Origin of the sequence: Helicobacter aurati (assembly GCF_003364265.1) — a bacterium.
GTDB lineage: Bacteria > Campylobacterota > Campylobacteria > Campylobacterales > Helicobacteraceae > Helicobacter_A > Helicobacter_A aurati.
This window is the reverse complement of the sequence record NZ_NXLW01000012.1, coordinates 13,936-29,714: the sequence shown is the minus strand read 5'-3', so window position 1 is coordinate 29,714 and position 15,779 is coordinate 13,936. Positions and strand designations below refer to the sequence as shown.

Genomic DNA, 15,779 nt, shown 5'->3' with positions numbered 1-15,779 from the left:
ATTAGTGATTCTATGGAAATTCTTGTTGTTTGCTTGAAGTGTATTCTAAAGCATAAAAAAGTAAATTGCGCAATGATTCGAGATTTAGCCCGCTTACAGAAGAAAAAGGCAGGATAAAAAGTGGCGCACAATCTAGCATTGTTTTTTTGCTTTGTTGCTGTGTTTGCATGTGTGTTTCCTGCATGGAGCTGTTAGGGCTATGTGTATAGCCAACATGGATATAATGTTCCAAGCAAGGAGCAATATAGGCTTTTGTTTGTAAGGAGCATACGTGATAATCCATGAAGTTAAATTGATGAAAGGACTGTAAGAGTGCTATATCACTTTTACTTAAGGCGATACCATAATGTTTGTGGGCGAGGAGTTGGGAATATTGTTGTAATTCTTCAAATAGAATGGTGAATTGTGTGATGAGATGCGTAGATTCGCAAGAATTTTCCTTGTCGGATTCTATAAAAGTGGATTCTATAAAACGTGAAATATCAAGCACAAACAATAGAATCCTCGTGCGTTCAATATGACGTAGGAATTGCAAGCCAAGCCCCTTACCCTTACTTGCACCTTGTATAAGACCCGGAATATCTGCGATAGTGTAAGATGAAAAGTCGTTAATATCTACTACTCCCAAGTTAGGAACAAGCGTGCTAAACTCATAGTTGGCTATCTTTGGTTTTGAATTAGTCAGCCGTGCTATTAAACTAGATTTTCCTGCATTAGGGAATCCGACTAGAGCAATGTCGGCTATGAGCTTTAATTCTAGAATGACTCTTAAGCTGCTGCCCGCTATGCCTTTTTGCGCGTAATTGGGACGTTGGTTAATGGAATTTTTGAATCTCGCATTGCCTAAGCCTCCTTTGCCACCATGCAGAATCTTTATTTTTTCTCCATCATGTACCAAATCAAATAGCAGTACTTTTGTGTGTGCGTCAATGATTTGTGTCCCTGGTGGGATATAAAGTACAATATCCTTGCCTTTTTTACCATGGCATTTTTTCGCACCACCTTGTGCTCCATTCTGTGCTATATAATTTTTGTGCCCGCGAAATTTGGCTAAAGTGCTTGTGTTTTTATCTACTGCTATATAAACGTCGCCTCCGTCGCCTCCGTCGCCTCCGTCAGGACCGCCTTGTAAAACAAACTTTTCTCTTCTGAAGCTTACTGCTCCAGCACCACCATTACCTGATTGTATAAAGATTTCTACATTGTCTATAAACATAATGCTGTGTTTCCTCAAATTTCAATAAGATGTTTGTATGAAATAGTTAGCTACGTAAGAATCTCGCATCCCGTGTAAAAATTTGTTTAGTGTTTTTATCGATTCTGATTATATAACGGTCAATGTAGGGGATTAGGAAGTTGTTATCGACAATAAAATAGTAAGTGTTTGCAATCTTCTGAATATCTTTTACTTCGCCTAACGTTTCTTCATCCTCTATGATCTGCATTCCAATAATATCGAAATAGAAAAATTCATGTTCCTGCAATGAACATAGCTTTCTGGTTTCTGCAATCGTAGTGTACATTGCAGTATTCCGGAATAACTCGGCTTGTTCTCTTTGCGTGATTTCTTGAAAAAAAAGCAGTTGTTTCTGCGCGTGATAGTTTGTAAGAGTAACAAGCATGCAAGAGATAGAATCTTCAGAGGTAATGTAGTGATTAGAAAGATAAAAACGTGTATTTTTACTAAAAATTTCTGGAAAGTCTGTTACTACAAACGCCCTAATACCGCCATGCAATCCGACGGCTTTACCTAGAGAAGCTACTAAAACAAGCTCGCTAGAATTAATAACAAGAGATTTACAAGCAGGTATTTGTTTGGTTAACATACAACTTTGCATAAATATTTATCACGATGATAATAATTCATAAAGATTAGATTTCTTTCGGTATAACAATTAGTTCATAGGAGACGTTATCCTTTGCCTTAACTGCCGCGATTACATTTTTTAATGCACTAATCATTTTACCGTCTTTACCAATTATCTTACCGACATCTTTTTCTGCCGCTTCTATGCAAAGCATATAATCAGATTTTTTACCTAATTCACGTTTAATAGCAATGTGTTCAGGATATTTCACAATCTTTTTAAGATATATCTCAAGGAATTTTTCAACCGAAGTATTGTGCATATTAGACTCTATTCACGTATTTTCTCTCTAGCTATTGTTTGCTTAACAATGCTACTCGCTCGCTCATTTTTGCGCCCACACCTTTCCAATATTCTAATCTTTCTTTGTTGATTCTTATCACCGCTGGATTCGTAACAGGATTATAAATACCCAATGATTCTATCCAGCCGCCATCTCTTCTCTTGCGAGAATCAGTTACAACAATTCGATAAAAAGGTTTCTTTTTCCTACCCATTCTTGTTAGTCTAATTACTGTTGCCATCTTGTATTCCTTATATAAAATGCAAAAAATAAGCCCGTATTATAACATATTTTTACAACATGCTATAATTAAAATCGTGCATCGCAGAGTGTCCATGCGCATAGTACATGAATCTTTGAAGAATTAATAATATGGCTTGCTTCAAACAATGTCTGTCCTGTTGTAATCACATCGTCCACTAAAATAATCGACGTTCTACCCTTGAGCGCAGAATCAACAAAGTAAAACTCCCTGCTCGCTCTTTTCCTCTCCTGAAGACTTAACTGCATGAAACGAATATTGTTGCCCGTTATTAAAACATTGTAAAACACTTTGAAGCGGAATTGTTTGAAACAATGCGCAAGAATAGCACTATGCGAATAAAGCCCAATATGCTTATTGCGCACACAAACAATAGCAACATCACTTCTGTCTAATTCTAAGAGATTCTTATGGGTATCAAAGAATCTTGTTACCCCATAAGTTCCTAATCGCTTAAACACTCTGCTACCAATGCTATTGTCTTTTGTATGCAATAGAGTTTTTAATTCACTAAATGCAAATGAGCTAAAGACCTTTAATCCGTTGTCAAGCTGCCTTTTGGATTCTATATGCCACAATGAGTTAAGGCACTTTTGACAAATGATGTTGAATTTTAGCCTATGGCATATAATGCAATACATTGTTATTCTTATGATTCAATATATTTTGAAAAAATTAGAGATTTCTTCATGTAATATGTTTTGTGGTTCCGTTGCATCAAGAGAACAAATCTCTATTTGCCTTTGATTATTTTGTGCATAATGTGTAATTATCTTTAGCGTTTCTTTGAGTCGCCTTTGAATCTGATAGAGATAGGCTGCACCTTTTGATTCTATATTATCTATTTGCTGTTGTGTATTGCTAGTATTTTTTTGTGTGAGACGTTGTTGTAGAGCCTCAAGACTTAGTTCTAAAAAAACAATTTTTTGTGGAAGTATATTGTGTGTTGCGAAAAGATTGAGCATGAGAGCCTGCTCTATATCAATATCCGTGGCATAGGAGATTCCAGAAATAAGACTTCTATCAGAAATGACAATATTAGGCAGGGATTTGCAATGAGCAAGCAATTCAGCTCTTTGTGCTAAGAATAGCAAAAACATAGCTCGCGAGTTATTGAGAATCTGCTTATGTAAAATAATATCACGTATTGTATTCCCAAGAGGAGTATTACTTGGTTCTTGTATAAAGACGGTGCTTTCAGGAGGTATAGTAGACATAGAATCTTGCAAAAAAGAATCTATAAGGTAAGCATGAGAGGATTTTTTTCGCAATAGATTCCATTGTGTGCTTTTGCCACTTGTATCGATTCCTTCAATAACAAAGTAACGCATTATTTGCCCTTAATATAATTATGGATACTTTCAGGCACAAGGTGATTGAATCTACCCTTGTGCATAATGATACTGCGGACGATAGAAGAGCTAATAAAGGCATTTTGCAACGTAGGCATAAAATAAATAGTATCAAGCGAGTCATTAAGGGAAGCATTAGCATAACCCATTTGTAGTTCGTATTCAAAATCACTTACCACGCGGAGTCCACGTATAATTACAGTTGCGCCCAATTCTTTAGCAAAATCCGCCAAGAGATTATCGAAACATAAACATGATGCGTTATTGAATCCATATTCCTTTAGTGCTAGTTTCACCATTGTTTCGCGTTCATTGAGAGCATAAAGAGGGTTTTTAGATTCTGATTTTGCAACCGCTATAATCACTTGTTTAAACATTGTAGCACTTCTTCTAATAATGTCTACATGTCCATTTGTTAGGGGGTCAAATGTCCCCGGATAAATTGCTAATTCTTTCATAACATTCCTTGCAAATAATCATTTTTTTTCTTTAGTTTTTAGTACAGTAGCAATAGCAACAGAAATATTTTTTGCATGTGCGCTATTCGCATCCTCTAATTCTTGTCCAAACTTTGCGATAGCGTCAGTATCCCAGTAACTTGTATTTGTTAATTCTTTAATGCAGTTTATCCATGTATCGAATTTTTTTTGATCATTAAAGACTTTATATTTACTTTTGAATTGATTTAACGCTGCATTGAAAGCTTCTTTGTTTTGTATATTCTTGATAATGCCAAGCATAGTGTCAATAGTAAATTCTTCTTTGTTTGTAGCAGGTTTATTGCTAATGATGATATAGATAGCACCAACGATTAGAGTTGGTATAACGCAGATAAATGAAATCCCCCAAAATAGCAAGTAAAATTCAAGCAGATACATAATGATCCTTACAAGAGATATAGCCCTTGATTATAACAAAACTACTTATAAACTACCCGTCAATGATATTATAAATATGACCTTGAATGCTATAATTACTCATTTATTAAGGAGCAGGTATGATGTATTACGGTAAATCATATCCACCAATTGATTTTGTTTTCGCTCATAATTCTCGTGATTTTATTGTAGAGGAAATCCCTTTATACGAATTTCAAGGAAGCGGGGAACACACTATAATAAAAATTCGCAAGAAAAATCTTAGTACTTTTGAAGCTATTGAGATTCTTGCGAATGTCTTACAGATTCCACAAAGAGACATTGGATATGCGGGCTTGAAAGATAAACACGCTCTTAGTTATCAGTTTCTCTCTCTCCCGTCAAAAGTCTCTAGCAACATTCCTCACGTCATTCATAAAAATATCAAAATCATAGAATCAACCCTGCATAATAATAAACTAAAAATTGGACATCTACGCGGCAATAAGTTCTTTATTCGACTAAAAAAGGTGTCCCCTTACCACTTCACAAGATTGCAGAGTGAAGCGCTACAAGCAAAGCGATTTGGATTCCCCAATTTCTTTGGATTCCAGCGATTTGGAATTTTTGGTGCTAATTATTTGCTTGCGAAGTCCATTACAAAGCCCCCTAATAAACAAACAAAAAAACAAAAGTTCCTTATTTCCAGCTTGCAAAGTCACTATTTTAATCTTTGGTTGGAATCTCGTTTGAAAATCAGCGCGATTATTTCCTCCCTTAATCCACAGGAAGCAAAAGTCGCCTTGCAGCAAGAGTATCAATTAGAATTGCCACTGCAAGTACTCAAAGTGCTTCATGCCTCTACTTTGCGATTAAAGCCGCTCATAGGGGATATTTGCAAGCATTATCCGTTTGGCAGATTCTTTGTGTTAGGGCAAGCAAGAGGAGAATCTCTCCGAGATGCTCATGGCTCTTTTGCTACGATGATAAGCGATATTGAACGATTGGAGCAGTCCCAAATCGCTATCACGGGATTACTAAGCGGGCGGGAATCTATGAATATTGGTGAAGATTCTAAAGAGGCAGATCTTGCTGATTCTCTTGGGCATTCTGTATCAAAAAATACCACTAAATCCCTTTTTGCGACAGGGCAAGCTGGAATTATAGAATCTCGTTTTGCGCATTATATTCAAGCACAGGGCACGAGGCGATACGCATGGGTGTATCCAGATAGCATGAAAGTCTCTTATATGCCACGAGAAGCCCAAGCGATTTTAGAGTTTACACTGCCAAGCGGCTCTTATGCTACAAGTTTATTGGAATATATTAAGAATGCGGCACTTTATCCGTAGGATTTTGAGAATATTTTTCTTTGGTTGAGCCTAGTGATTGCAGGATTTCTTCAGAATCTATTTTGTCAATGCGGTATTTAATAACTATCGTATTTTCATTCATGTTGCGATACCACTCTATAATGTGTTCATTTTGCAAGGCTGATTCTATGGTATCATTTGGGATTTTTATCTCTGATGTATGAACATAGAGTGTTTTTGCGTTATGTGGATTGGCTAACCAAAATTTCACAGTGATTCCCCACAATAACAAACATATCACTAGGATTATTGAAAAATAGCCGTGCCATTCTTCAATAATTTGATAATCATGAAACATGCCTCCAACCATTGCACCCACAAAGCTTCCAGCAAATCCAGCTGCGCTAAAATCGCCAATGACTGCCCCGCGAGATCGGGCTTTCGCGTATTTGCTTACTAGGCTTTGCAAAAGTGCTTCTTGTATGGAAAATGCTACAAAGAAAAACACTAAGCAAATGATAAATATCGTTACCGAATCAATATAGAGTCCCATGCCGATATAGCATATCAAGAAGAGCATGATGCTTATAAGCAAAATTTGTAATGATTTCCCTCTTTTTTCACTTAATACAGAAGATGGTCCCAGTCCTATCATCGCGATACAAATACCCAAAATATACACTTTCCAGAAGTCTGTTTTTTCTAAATATTGATTCAGAATAATAGGAGTTATTGCAAAAGTAAAAATCATGAGGAATTTTTCAAGGAAATTACTTATACCCATAATGACAATACTTCTTTTCATTTCGTTATTCATGTAGTGTTGTGAATCTTGCGAATAGGAATAGAGGATTTTTGGTGGAGACTTTACAAAAAATATCGCAATGCCAAGTGAAATAAGAGTTACTGTTACGGTAAGTCCAAAAAGAGCATTAAGCCCATGCGATGTGCCTATGATTGCTCCTAGTATCATTGCCGTAATGAAGCTAATGAAGATTCCAATTCCCATCAGTGCCATAGCGTTTGTTCGTTTTTCTTCTGGCACATAATCCGCTACTAACGCAGTCAAAATCCCCCCAATAGCTCCCATACCTTGAATACATCGCCCGATTATAAGGTAATAGATAGAATTCTCTAGCATGCAAATAATTGAACCAATCAAGAAAATGATTAAGCCTAGAATAAGTATAGGCTTCCTACCGTATTTGTCGCTCCAACGACCAAAGAACGGCTGACAAAGCACTTGAAACAAGTAGGGCGCGCCTATGACGATTCCAATAGTTATTGCGTTAGCATCAGGCATAGTAGAAATCAGCAAAGAAATAACAGGTAAAACGATAAAGAGCCCCAGAAATCGGAAAACAAGAATACTTAAAAGAGGAAGAATTTGCTTGAACATGCTATGCCTTACTTTTAGGAATTAGTACATTTCTTATTGCAACATTAAGAAGAAGTTTCAAGATTCTACAACGACAATTATGACAACAGTTGTACAATAATACCACTAACGTTTTGTAAGCAATTAGGCGAGATTAGTATAAACTGCTTGTACATCAGAATCATCCTCAATCTTGTCGAGTAGCTTTTCTAGCTCTATGATTTGTTCTTCTGTAAGAGTGATAGGAGAGGTGGGAATACGTACGAGCTTTGCTGAAAGTGGGGCAATGCCTAGAGATTCTAATCCTGCAGCGAGTTGCCCAAAATCTTCATATTGACAATACGCAATGTATCTATGTTTATTCGAAGATTCTTCATCTGTTTCGCCTTGATATTTTTGTAGAGAATCCAAACCATAATCAATAAGATTAAGCTCGATAGAATCTCTATCTTGACCGTTTAAGTCAATATGAAATTCACCTTTGCGTTCAAACATAAACTCAATAGCACCATTTGTAAGCAAGCTCGCGCCCTGCGTTTTATTAAAGTAACTTTTGATATTTGCTACCGTCCTTGTAGGATTATCGGTTGCGCATTCAATAAAAATTAATACGCCGTTTGCTCCCTTGCCTTCGTATGATGTTTCAATAAAATTCCCTTCTTTTGCAGTCGCTCTTTTAATGGCAGATTCTATGTTGTCTTTTGGCATATTCTGCGCTTTTGCATTAGCAATAGCTGTGCGGAGTTTCGCATTCATTTCTGGATCTATTCCGCCTTGTTTTGCGGCTAATGTAATGGCTGCAGCAAGTTTGGGGAAAACTTTGCTCATTTTATCCCATCGTTTTTCTTTTGCGGCTCTTCTGTATTCAAAAGCTCTTCCCATACATAATCTCCCGTCTCAAATACTTGATTCTAACATAAGCGATTAAATACTCGTTTGCGCTTTTAATCGTATTTTCTTTGTAATTCATTTGGATAATTGTTCTTTTTTTTTAGCATTGTTACTTTATTATACATTATGATAATGTAGAAATTTATTCTTTATTTGCTATATATTGTGGTTAAAAATTCTATATTTTTGAATATGTGTTCAAATTTTTGAAAAACAATTTCTATGTAACAATATTTTTTGTATTTCTTATCTCACTCTTATTGTAAATTAAAACGAAACTATATGTCAAATGAATATCACAAGTAAAGGATTTCTAATGAAAACGCAAATTGACCTCAATAGCGATATGGGGGAATGTTTTGGCGCGTGGATTATTGGTGATGGTGTTGATGATGAAATCATGCCTTTAATTAGTAGTTGCAATATTGCAGCGGGTTTCCATGCGAGCGACCCGAATATTATGCGACATTCCATACAACACGCTATTGTAAATAATGTGGCTATTGGCGTGCATCCTGGATTTCGCGATTTAGTAGGATTTGGTAGGCGACATATTGTTGCAAGGGCTGATGAATTGGTTAATGATTGTCTTTATCAACTTGGAGCATTGCGCGAATTTATTACGCTTGAAGGCGGAGAATTACATCATTTTAAACCGCACGGTTCGTTGTATATTCATGCTTCAAAAGATAGGGAATTTTCGGAGCTGCTTATTAAAACTTTACAAAGAATCGATTCTACACTTCCTATTTATTGCATGCAAAGCACAGTGACTTATGAAGTAGCCAAAGAGCTCAAGCAGCCGTATGTACGGGAATTTTATGGCGATAGAGACTATGGCGATAATGGAGAGCTTGTTATGGTTCGTAGAGCGAGGGCTTACACTCCAGATGAAGTAGCCAGTAAGGTTTTGAAAGCTTGTAAAGAGGGCGTTGTGGTGTCTGTTACGGGCAAAATTATTGAAGTAGATTTTGATTCTGTTTGTATTCATAGTGATACCGCAGGGGCATTAAGCCTTATTCAAGCTACAAGAGAATTGCTCACGAAGAACGGTATAGAGATTACGAAACCAGTCGTTCACACATCGTAGTTATATCAATTAAGGAGAATATCATGGCAGAAATTTTAAGTCCAATACCAGGTACATTTTATCGCAAACCCAATCCAGATGCAGCACCCTTTGTAGAGGTTGGTAGCAAAGTGGACGAAGACACTACTGTGTGTTTAGTTGAGGTAATGAAAACTTTTAATGAAATTAAGGCAGGCTACAAAGGCAGCATTGTTGCAATTAAAGTAGATAATGAGCAGTTTGTGAATCCCGGTGATGTATTGTTTATAGTTGAGTAGGCAGTTTAGAATCATTCGTTTTCATTTGAATAGGATTGCATAAAGAATAGGCTATTCATTCTCGAATGCCGTGAGGCTTCACGGTATTTATTGCTTAAACCTAGTAAATAAGTGCCAAATTGCTTACTTGTCGCATTTCAGGACAATAAGAATGAGCTCTTGTTACGTGATGTGTGAATTATAAATATAGGGCGAATATTAAGATTCTAAATTCATAGGGAATTGATAGATTCTATAACCGAAATCTATAATTCCCTATGAATTTCCTTTGTCCTTTGTAAAGTTGAGATTAATGGGCAGCAAGAGCAATAAGATTCTAAGATAAGGAGCAATAAATATGTACAAACCGACAAATATACAAAAAGTCTTAATTGCTAATCGCGGCGAAATAGCTGTCAGAATTATTCAAGCAGCACAAGAATTAGGTATGAACACGGTAGCTATTTATACTGACGCAGATAAAGGGAATCTTGCCTCGCAGTGTGCAGATGAAGCAGTACATATTGGAGAGAGTTTGGCGTATAAAAGCTATCTTGATATGGATAAAATCATTGATGCAGCGAAAAAAGTAGGAGCAGACGCTATTCATCCGGGATACGGCTTTTTGAGTGAAAATTCGAAATTTGCGCGTAAAGTTACAGAATCTGGGCTTATTTTTGTTGGACCAAGTAGTGAGATTATTGAGACAATGGGAGATAAATCGCAAGCGATTTTACAGGCAAAAGAAGCGGGAGTGCCGACTATTTTGGGCAGTGATGTGCTTTGGAATCTTGAAGAGGCATTGCATGCGGCAGAAATAATCGGCTATCCGATAGCCATTAAAGCAATAGCTGGCGGTGGTGGAAAGGGCATTCGCATTGTACAAGATTCCAATGAATTACAAATGCAGTTTAATATCGCAAGTGCTGAAGCCAAAGCCGCCTTTGGAAATGGCGGAGTGTATCTTGAGGCTTATCTCCCAAAGGCAAGGCATATTGAAGTGCAAGTCTTAGGAGATGGCGAAAATGTGATTCATCTTTACGATAGAGAATGCTCCTTGCAGAGAAGAAGGCAGAAGATTGTCGAAGAAGCTCCAAGCCCTACCTTAGATAGTGCGACTCGTGAGGAATTGTGTCAAAGTGCACTAAAACTTGCGAAGCTTGTGAAATATAAAGGGGCTGGAACATTAGAGTTTCTCTATGATGAAGAGAGAAAGAAATTTTATTTTCTCGAAATGAATACGAGAATTCAAGTCGAGCATGCCATCACAGAAATGATTACAGGTGTGGATTTGGTACGTGAAATGTTACGTATCGCCGATGGAGAAGCTTTGCGTTTTAATCAAGAAGATATTGCGATAAGAGGTAGCTCTATCGAAGTTCGCATCAATGCAGAAGATCCGAACAATAATTTCTTTCCAAGTCCGGGCAAAATCAGTGAAGTATTCTATCCAACAGGAGCGGGAATCCGCATTGATACAATGTTGTTTAATGGTCGTGTCGTTCCGCCATTTTATGATTCTCTGCTAGCAAAAATGATTGTTTATGATGAGAGTCGAGAAATGGCTATTGCAAGAATGAATCGCGCGTTGAAACAAATTCGAATCGAAGGTATCAAAACAACATTGCCGCTTTTCAAAGATTTATTTCAAGATTCCGACGTAATGAATGGACGGTATCACATTAATTTCTTAGAATCGTGGATGGCGCGACAAAATCGTAATTAAGGAGGTTAGCATGTTTAAATATACTTTCGGCGGAGATGAATTTCTTTATGTTGAAATCAGCGAGGATGGCATGAGCTTGGAAGCATTTTTCCAAGCTATGGCAATTTGTAACAAACTAAAAGAACAAAATATTGCAGGAATTACAGAGATTTGTCCGGCAAATGCGTCTTTTATGATTCGTTTCAATCCAGACATTTTACATTATCAAAAAGCACTTAGCCTACTAAAGGAGCTTGAACAAGAAGTGAATGCAGATAATGCGGAGATTAAGACAAGGATTATTGAGTTTCCTGTGTGGTATCAGGATTCTATAACGCATGAAACTCTTATGAGATTCCGTAATAACCATCAAGTTCGCGCTGCTAATTCTAACTTTGATTCTAATATGACAGATATTGAATATGCTACTAAGATTAATGGCTATGATTCTGTGCAAAGCTTTATTAAAGCACATTCAGAAAGCCCTTGGTTTGTCAGTATGATAGGTTTTGTAGCAGGGCTTCCTTGGTTGTATCAGCTTGTCGAGAGGCAAAGGCAAATCGAAGTTCCAAAATATCTCATTGCACGTACAGATACGCCAAAGCTCACAATTGGACATGGTGGATGTTTTGGCTGTATCTATGCTGTACAGGGAGGGGGCGGCTATCAGATGATGGGCATCACTCCAGCCCCTGTATGGGATCCGCAACAAAAACTTTCTTATTTCAAGGATTCTATGGTGTTTCTTAATCCGGGGGATATTATTAAGTTTACACCGTGCGATGAGAATGCTTATCGTCAAGCCGTAAGTGAAGTTGAAAATGGCACATTCAGCTTAAAAATACGTAACACAACTTTCTCGCTTAATGAATGGAAAAGCAACCCAACACAATACAACAAACAACTTTTGGAGGTGCTACATGGCTAGTATCAAAGTTATTCAGCCCGGGCTAGCGACTTATGTTGAGGATTCTGGTAGATATGGATATTATCATTTGGGTATTCCGCCGGGCGGCGCGCTCGATCAGCTTTCATTTAAGGCAGGGAATCTTTTGCTCGGAAATGACGAAAATGCAGCCGCACTTGAAGTCTCGCTTATGGGACCAGTACTTGAGTTTAGTGAAAAGAGTTATGTTGCGATTACAGGCGCGCAAATGACGCCTATTGTTAATGGAGAAAAACAAGCCGCGTATAGTGTGATTGAGATTCCAGCAGGTGGCAAACTAAGTTTTGATTTTTTACGTGGCGGGGCAAGAGCCTATATTTGTGTTAAGGGCGGTATTGATGTGCCTGTTGTGATGGGTTCTCGCTCGACTTATCCGCTTGGCGGCATTGGTGGATATAAAGGAAGGAAACTCCAAGTAAATGATTCATTGCCTATTGGAAGTTTTGAGGCTATTCCACAAGTTGGGAAGTGTCTCCCTAATGAATTTAAAGTTACATTGCAACCAGAAGAAACGTTACGTGTGATTATGGGATTGCAGGATTATAAGCTTACAGAAGAATCTGTGCGAGGTTTGTTTGAAGATACTTTTGTGGTTTCAAGTGAAGCAGATAGGACAGGCTATCGCTTTAAAACTGGGCGAAAGTTCCAATACAAGAATCTTCCACAGCCTTTTGGGGCAGGCAGCGATCCGAGTAATATCCCTGATGCGTGTTATCCTGTGGGCTCTATGCAAGCACCAGGCGGGAATGAACCTATCGTGCTTTTACGCGATGCTCCAAGCGGCGGCGGGTTTGCAATGTATTGCACGGTGATTAGTTGTGATTTAGATACTATGGGACAATTACCTCCCAATCATAAAGTTCGATTTAAAAGTGTAAATATGGAAGAGGCACTTATGGCTAGGAAGGCTTATCAGGCAAGGTTGCATAGATTGCGCGAGATTCTACAATAAGCAACGATAGAATCTTGAATTAATGTTTCACTTAAGTTTAAAAGTCGCAATTCGTTTGCGGTTTTTAGTAGAAATAACAGCAAGATTATAGGCTAGAAATTGTCTATAAGCTTTATGATGAATGAGTTATGCAATGAAGTATGAAAAGCAAGTTTTAATGAAATAATTTCAAAACGAGAATACAAATCTGATATTAAGTTACAGATTCTAAACAAGCAATACCATAAACAATTACTAGAAATACAGCTAATTATCAAGATTGATTGAATTATTTGAGTATTAGGAAATACCGTAAATCAACCCACCACAATAATATATAGCCTTGTAAAAAGATTTGATTCTAAGAATCAATGCAATTCTCTCCAACTGCAATTTCAGAGTATAATATTGTCTTAAAATTTGTTGAAAGGTATTGCATGATTGTTACAAGATTTGCCCCATCTCCTACTGGACATTTACACATAGGGGGATTACGAACGGCACTTTATAGTTATTTGCATGCGAGGGCAAAAAAAGGAAAGTTTCTCTTAAGAATCGAAGACACAGATACGAGACGCAACACTCAAGAGGCATTACAGGGAATCCTAGAGGCTTTCGAGTGGGTTGGTTTAGAATATGATGAGCCTGTATGGTATCAAAGTCAAAGATTAGAAATCTATCAAGAATACGCGAAGAAGCTCTTAGATTCTAAGAAAGCCTACTTTTGTTATCTTTCCCCCGATGAATTGCAGGCTATGCGGGAAGAGAGAAGTGGCAATCATACAGAGCTTACACGTAAATATCGTGATTATACGGGGGAGATTCCAGCGGATGTAAAGCCTTGTGTGCGCATTAAAGCACCGCTACAAGGAGAAATAAGCTTTGTTGATGGGATTAAGGGCAAGATTAGCTTTGCGGCAAGTGAAATTAATGATTTTGTGATTTTGCGAAATGATGGAACGCCCACTTATAATTTTGTCGTTGCTATTGATGATGCGCTAAGTAATATTACGGATTTATTGCGTGGCGATGATCATATTTCTAATACGCCTAAGCAGCTCATTATCTACGAAGCTTTGGGGTTTGCGATACCTAGATTTTATCACATTCCTATGATTTGCAATGAAAAGGGGCAAAAACTTAGCAAAAGAGATGGCGCACTCTCGGTTTTAGAATACAAACGAGCTGGAATCCTTCCTGAAGCTTTACTGAATTTTTTGTTTAGATTGGGTTATAGTGACGGGGACAAAGAGATTTTTAGTCTGCAAGAAATGCTTGAATGTTTCTATCCTGAAAAGATTAATAGCAAGGCTTCGGCTTGCAATTTCTCAAAGTTGTATTGGTTAAATAGTGAGCATATTAAAACGCTTGATGAACAAACCTTAGCCGCTTTACTCAACCTTAGTGAATTGCATGAACTAATGCGTGATTCCAAAGAAAGAGCGTCTGTTTTGTTATGCGAAGTAAAAACTAGAGTCAATACTTTATGCGACTTTCAAAAGGGGATTATAGAAATACTCTATGCTCCGTTAGCGAGCAATCTCAATCAAGAAAAAGGAGCAGTGTATGATGAATCAATGTTCCATAAACTTTTTACAGCGCAGCATGCAACAACACTTGTGGATTCTCTTAAAGATTTTTCTAAGCATTTAGAATCTTTTTGTGGCGATAATGCGCAAGCCTACAAAACGTTCATTCATGATTTTAGTCAAAGATTAGAATCAAAAATAAAGCCTAGCCTCTTTATGCAAAGTTTACGTTTAGCATTGTTGGGGAAAAAAGGCGGCATTGATTTGGGTGCTTGTATATTTATCTTAGGGAATGTTGCAGTACAAAAGCGAATAGAATCTTTTTTGTTATACTGCCGCAATGTATAGATTTTGTAATGAACTAAGAGCGACAGCAAAGAGACTTGTAGGGCAACCAGCGATTGCCCTTTTAGAATCATGTCTTGCAAGTGATTTATTTTAACGTTAAGGAAACTATTATGTCAGGTCTGTTTCGCATATTCGGTAAGGGGATTATGGTTATTTTGCCGTTCGCCCTTGTGATTTGGCTGCTGTATTTTCTCTTTGGTGTGCTTGATTCTCTTTGGACATTACTTAGCCTTGCTGTATCTTTTGCTGTGGAGATGTTCGCTAATGAAGAAATTGACACGCAATTTCCGAGCATTCTTGTTAGTTGCGGATTGCTTGTTTTTATGTTATTAATGATTTTCTATTTAGGTTATAGATTCGAAAAAAATCAAAACGCCATTTTCATCAAAGTGGGAGAATGGTTTGTTTCAAAGATTCCGTTTATTGGGAGCGTCTATCATACCCTGAAAGATTTGATTACCATGATAAGTGGGAATTCAAAGGAAAAATATTTAGGCGTTGCGTTTGTGGAGATAGGAAACAATGAAATTATTGGATTTATCACGCGAGAAGAAAAAGATTATTTCTGGGTATTTTGCCCCTTTGCGCCGCCAACTTCTGGATTGCTCTTTAGAATCCATAAAGACAAGATTAAGAAATCCGACATGACTGTGAGCGAAGGATTAAAGAAAATAGTTTCTTTTGGAGTGAAGTAACTACCACTGACGCAACAACGAATAGGAATGTTACGAGTTGTCTTTTCTTCATGATTTACTGAAATACACTTAAGTAATACGTAGGCACTTACAAG

The 15,779-nt window shown here is 37.4% G+C and carries 18 protein-coding genes; 8 read left to right on the top strand and 10 right to left on the bottom strand.

Features of this window, described 5'->3' with window-relative positions:
• Positions 1-10 precede the first annotated feature (10 nt).
• The 8 genes from obgE to CQA66_RS06540 form a co-directional block, all read right to left on the bottom strand.
• Positions 11-1,216, bottom strand: coding sequence for a GTPase ObgE (gene obgE, locus CQA66_RS06575; RefSeq protein ID WP_104762364.1), 1,206 nt, complete (start codon positions 1,214-1,216; stop codon positions 11-13).
• Between the two features lie 46 nt (positions 1,217-1,262).
• On the bottom strand, positions 1,263-1,826 hold the full coding sequence (rimM, locus tag CQA66_RS06570) for a ribosome maturation factor RimM (RefSeq protein WP_104762365.1): 564 nt from the start codon (positions 1,824-1,826) through the stop codon (positions 1,263-1,265).
• Positions 1,827-1,872: 46 nt separating this feature from the next.
• A complete protein-coding gene (locus tag CQA66_RS06565; protein WP_104762366.1) occupies positions 1,873-2,130 on the bottom strand; it encodes a KH domain-containing protein in 258 nt (85 codons plus the stop codon).
• A 31-nt stretch (positions 2,131-2,161) separates the two neighbouring features.
• Positions 2,162-2,392, bottom strand: a complete 231-nt coding sequence (rpsP, locus tag CQA66_RS06560; protein WP_104762367.1) for a 30S ribosomal protein S16 — start codon at positions 2,390-2,392, stop codon at positions 2,162-2,164.
• A 68-nt stretch (positions 2,393-2,460) separates the two neighbouring features.
• The gene (locus CQA66_RS06555) at positions 2,461-3,054 is read right to left on the bottom strand and encodes a ComF family protein (RefSeq protein ID WP_104762368.1); all 594 of its coding nucleotides are present in this window, start codon (positions 3,052-3,054) and stop codon (positions 2,461-2,463) included.
• A 15-nt stretch (positions 3,055-3,069) separates the two neighbouring features.
• Positions 3,070-3,744, bottom strand: coding sequence for a dTMP kinase (tmk, locus tag CQA66_RS06550; RefSeq protein WP_104762369.1), 675 nt, complete (start codon positions 3,742-3,744; stop codon positions 3,070-3,072).
• Positions 3,744-4,223 carry a pantetheine-phosphate adenylyltransferase gene (gene coaD, locus CQA66_RS06545; RefSeq protein ID WP_104762370.1) on the bottom strand — a complete coding sequence of 160 codons (480 nt, stop codon included), beginning with the start codon at positions 4,221-4,223 and terminating at the stop codon, positions 3,744-3,746. The genes tmk and coaD overlap by 1 nt, the downstream gene beginning before the upstream one ends.
• A gap of 18 nt (positions 4,224-4,241) precedes the next feature.
• Entirely contained in the window at positions 4,242-4,643 is a 402-nt protein-coding gene (locus tag CQA66_RS06540) for a hypothetical protein (protein WP_104762371.1), read from the bottom strand.
• 119 nt (positions 4,644-4,762) lie between these two features.
• On the opposite strand from CQA66_RS06540, the gene truD reads away from it, so the two are divergent.
• Positions 4,763-5,974, top strand: coding sequence for a tRNA pseudouridine(13) synthase TruD (gene truD, locus CQA66_RS06535; RefSeq protein ID WP_104762372.1), 1,212 nt, complete (start codon positions 4,763-4,765; stop codon positions 5,972-5,974).
• Here the strand turns inward: truD and CQA66_RS06530 are convergent.
• Both CQA66_RS06530 and CQA66_RS06525 read right to left on the bottom strand, forming a co-directional pair.
• Positions 5,949-7,334 (bottom strand): MFS transporter, encoded by a 1,386-nt coding sequence (locus tag CQA66_RS06530; RefSeq protein ID WP_104762373.1) that lies wholly within the window; start codon positions 7,332-7,334, stop codon positions 5,949-5,951. The two genes, truD and CQA66_RS06530, sit on opposite strands and share 26 nt — an antisense overlap.
• A 123-nt stretch (positions 7,335-7,457) precedes the next feature.
• On the bottom strand, positions 7,458-8,195 hold the full coding sequence (locus CQA66_RS06525) for a YebC/PmpR family DNA-binding transcriptional regulator (protein ID WP_104762374.1): 738 nt from the start codon (positions 8,193-8,195) through the stop codon (positions 7,458-7,460).
• 325 nt (positions 8,196-8,520) lie between these two features.
• On the opposite strand from CQA66_RS06525, the gene pxpA reads away from it, so the two are divergent.
• From pxpA to CQA66_RS06490, 7 genes are all read left to right on the top strand, one after another.
• Positions 8,521-9,294, top strand: coding sequence for a 5-oxoprolinase subunit PxpA (pxpA, locus tag CQA66_RS06520; RefSeq protein ID WP_104762375.1), 774 nt, complete (start codon positions 8,521-8,523; stop codon positions 9,292-9,294).
• 23 nt (positions 9,295-9,317) lie between these two features.
• Complete coding sequence (locus CQA66_RS06515) at positions 9,318-9,551, top strand: acetyl-CoA carboxylase (RefSeq protein ID WP_104762376.1); 234 nt, start codon at positions 9,318-9,320, stop codon at positions 9,549-9,551.
• A 337-nt stretch (positions 9,552-9,888) separates the two neighbouring features.
• Positions 9,889-11,256, top strand: a complete 1,368-nt coding sequence (locus CQA66_RS06510) for an acetyl-CoA carboxylase biotin carboxylase subunit (protein ID WP_104762377.1) — start codon at positions 9,889-9,891, stop codon at positions 11,254-11,256.
• A 10-nt stretch (positions 11,257-11,266) separates the two neighbouring features.
• On the top strand, positions 11,267-12,163 hold the full coding sequence (locus CQA66_RS06505; protein WP_104762378.1) for a 5-oxoprolinase subunit B family protein: 897 nt from the start codon (positions 11,267-11,269) through the stop codon (positions 12,161-12,163).
• Complete coding sequence (locus CQA66_RS06500; protein ID WP_115582573.1) at positions 12,156-13,133, top strand: 5-oxoprolinase subunit C family protein; 978 nt, start codon at positions 12,156-12,158, stop codon at positions 13,131-13,133. The genes CQA66_RS06505 and CQA66_RS06500 overlap by 8 nt, the downstream gene beginning before the upstream one ends.
• 416 nt (positions 13,134-13,549) lie before the next feature.
• On the top strand, positions 13,550-14,989 hold the full coding sequence (gltX, locus tag CQA66_RS06495; protein ID WP_104762380.1) for a glutamate--tRNA ligase: 1,440 nt from the start codon (positions 13,550-13,552) through the stop codon (positions 14,987-14,989).
• Positions 14,990-15,099: 110 nt separating this feature from the next.
• Positions 15,100-15,684 (top strand): DUF502 domain-containing protein, encoded by a 585-nt coding sequence (locus tag CQA66_RS06490; protein WP_104762381.1) that lies wholly within the window; start codon positions 15,100-15,102, stop codon positions 15,682-15,684.
• Positions 15,685-15,779: the final 95 nt, after the last annotated feature.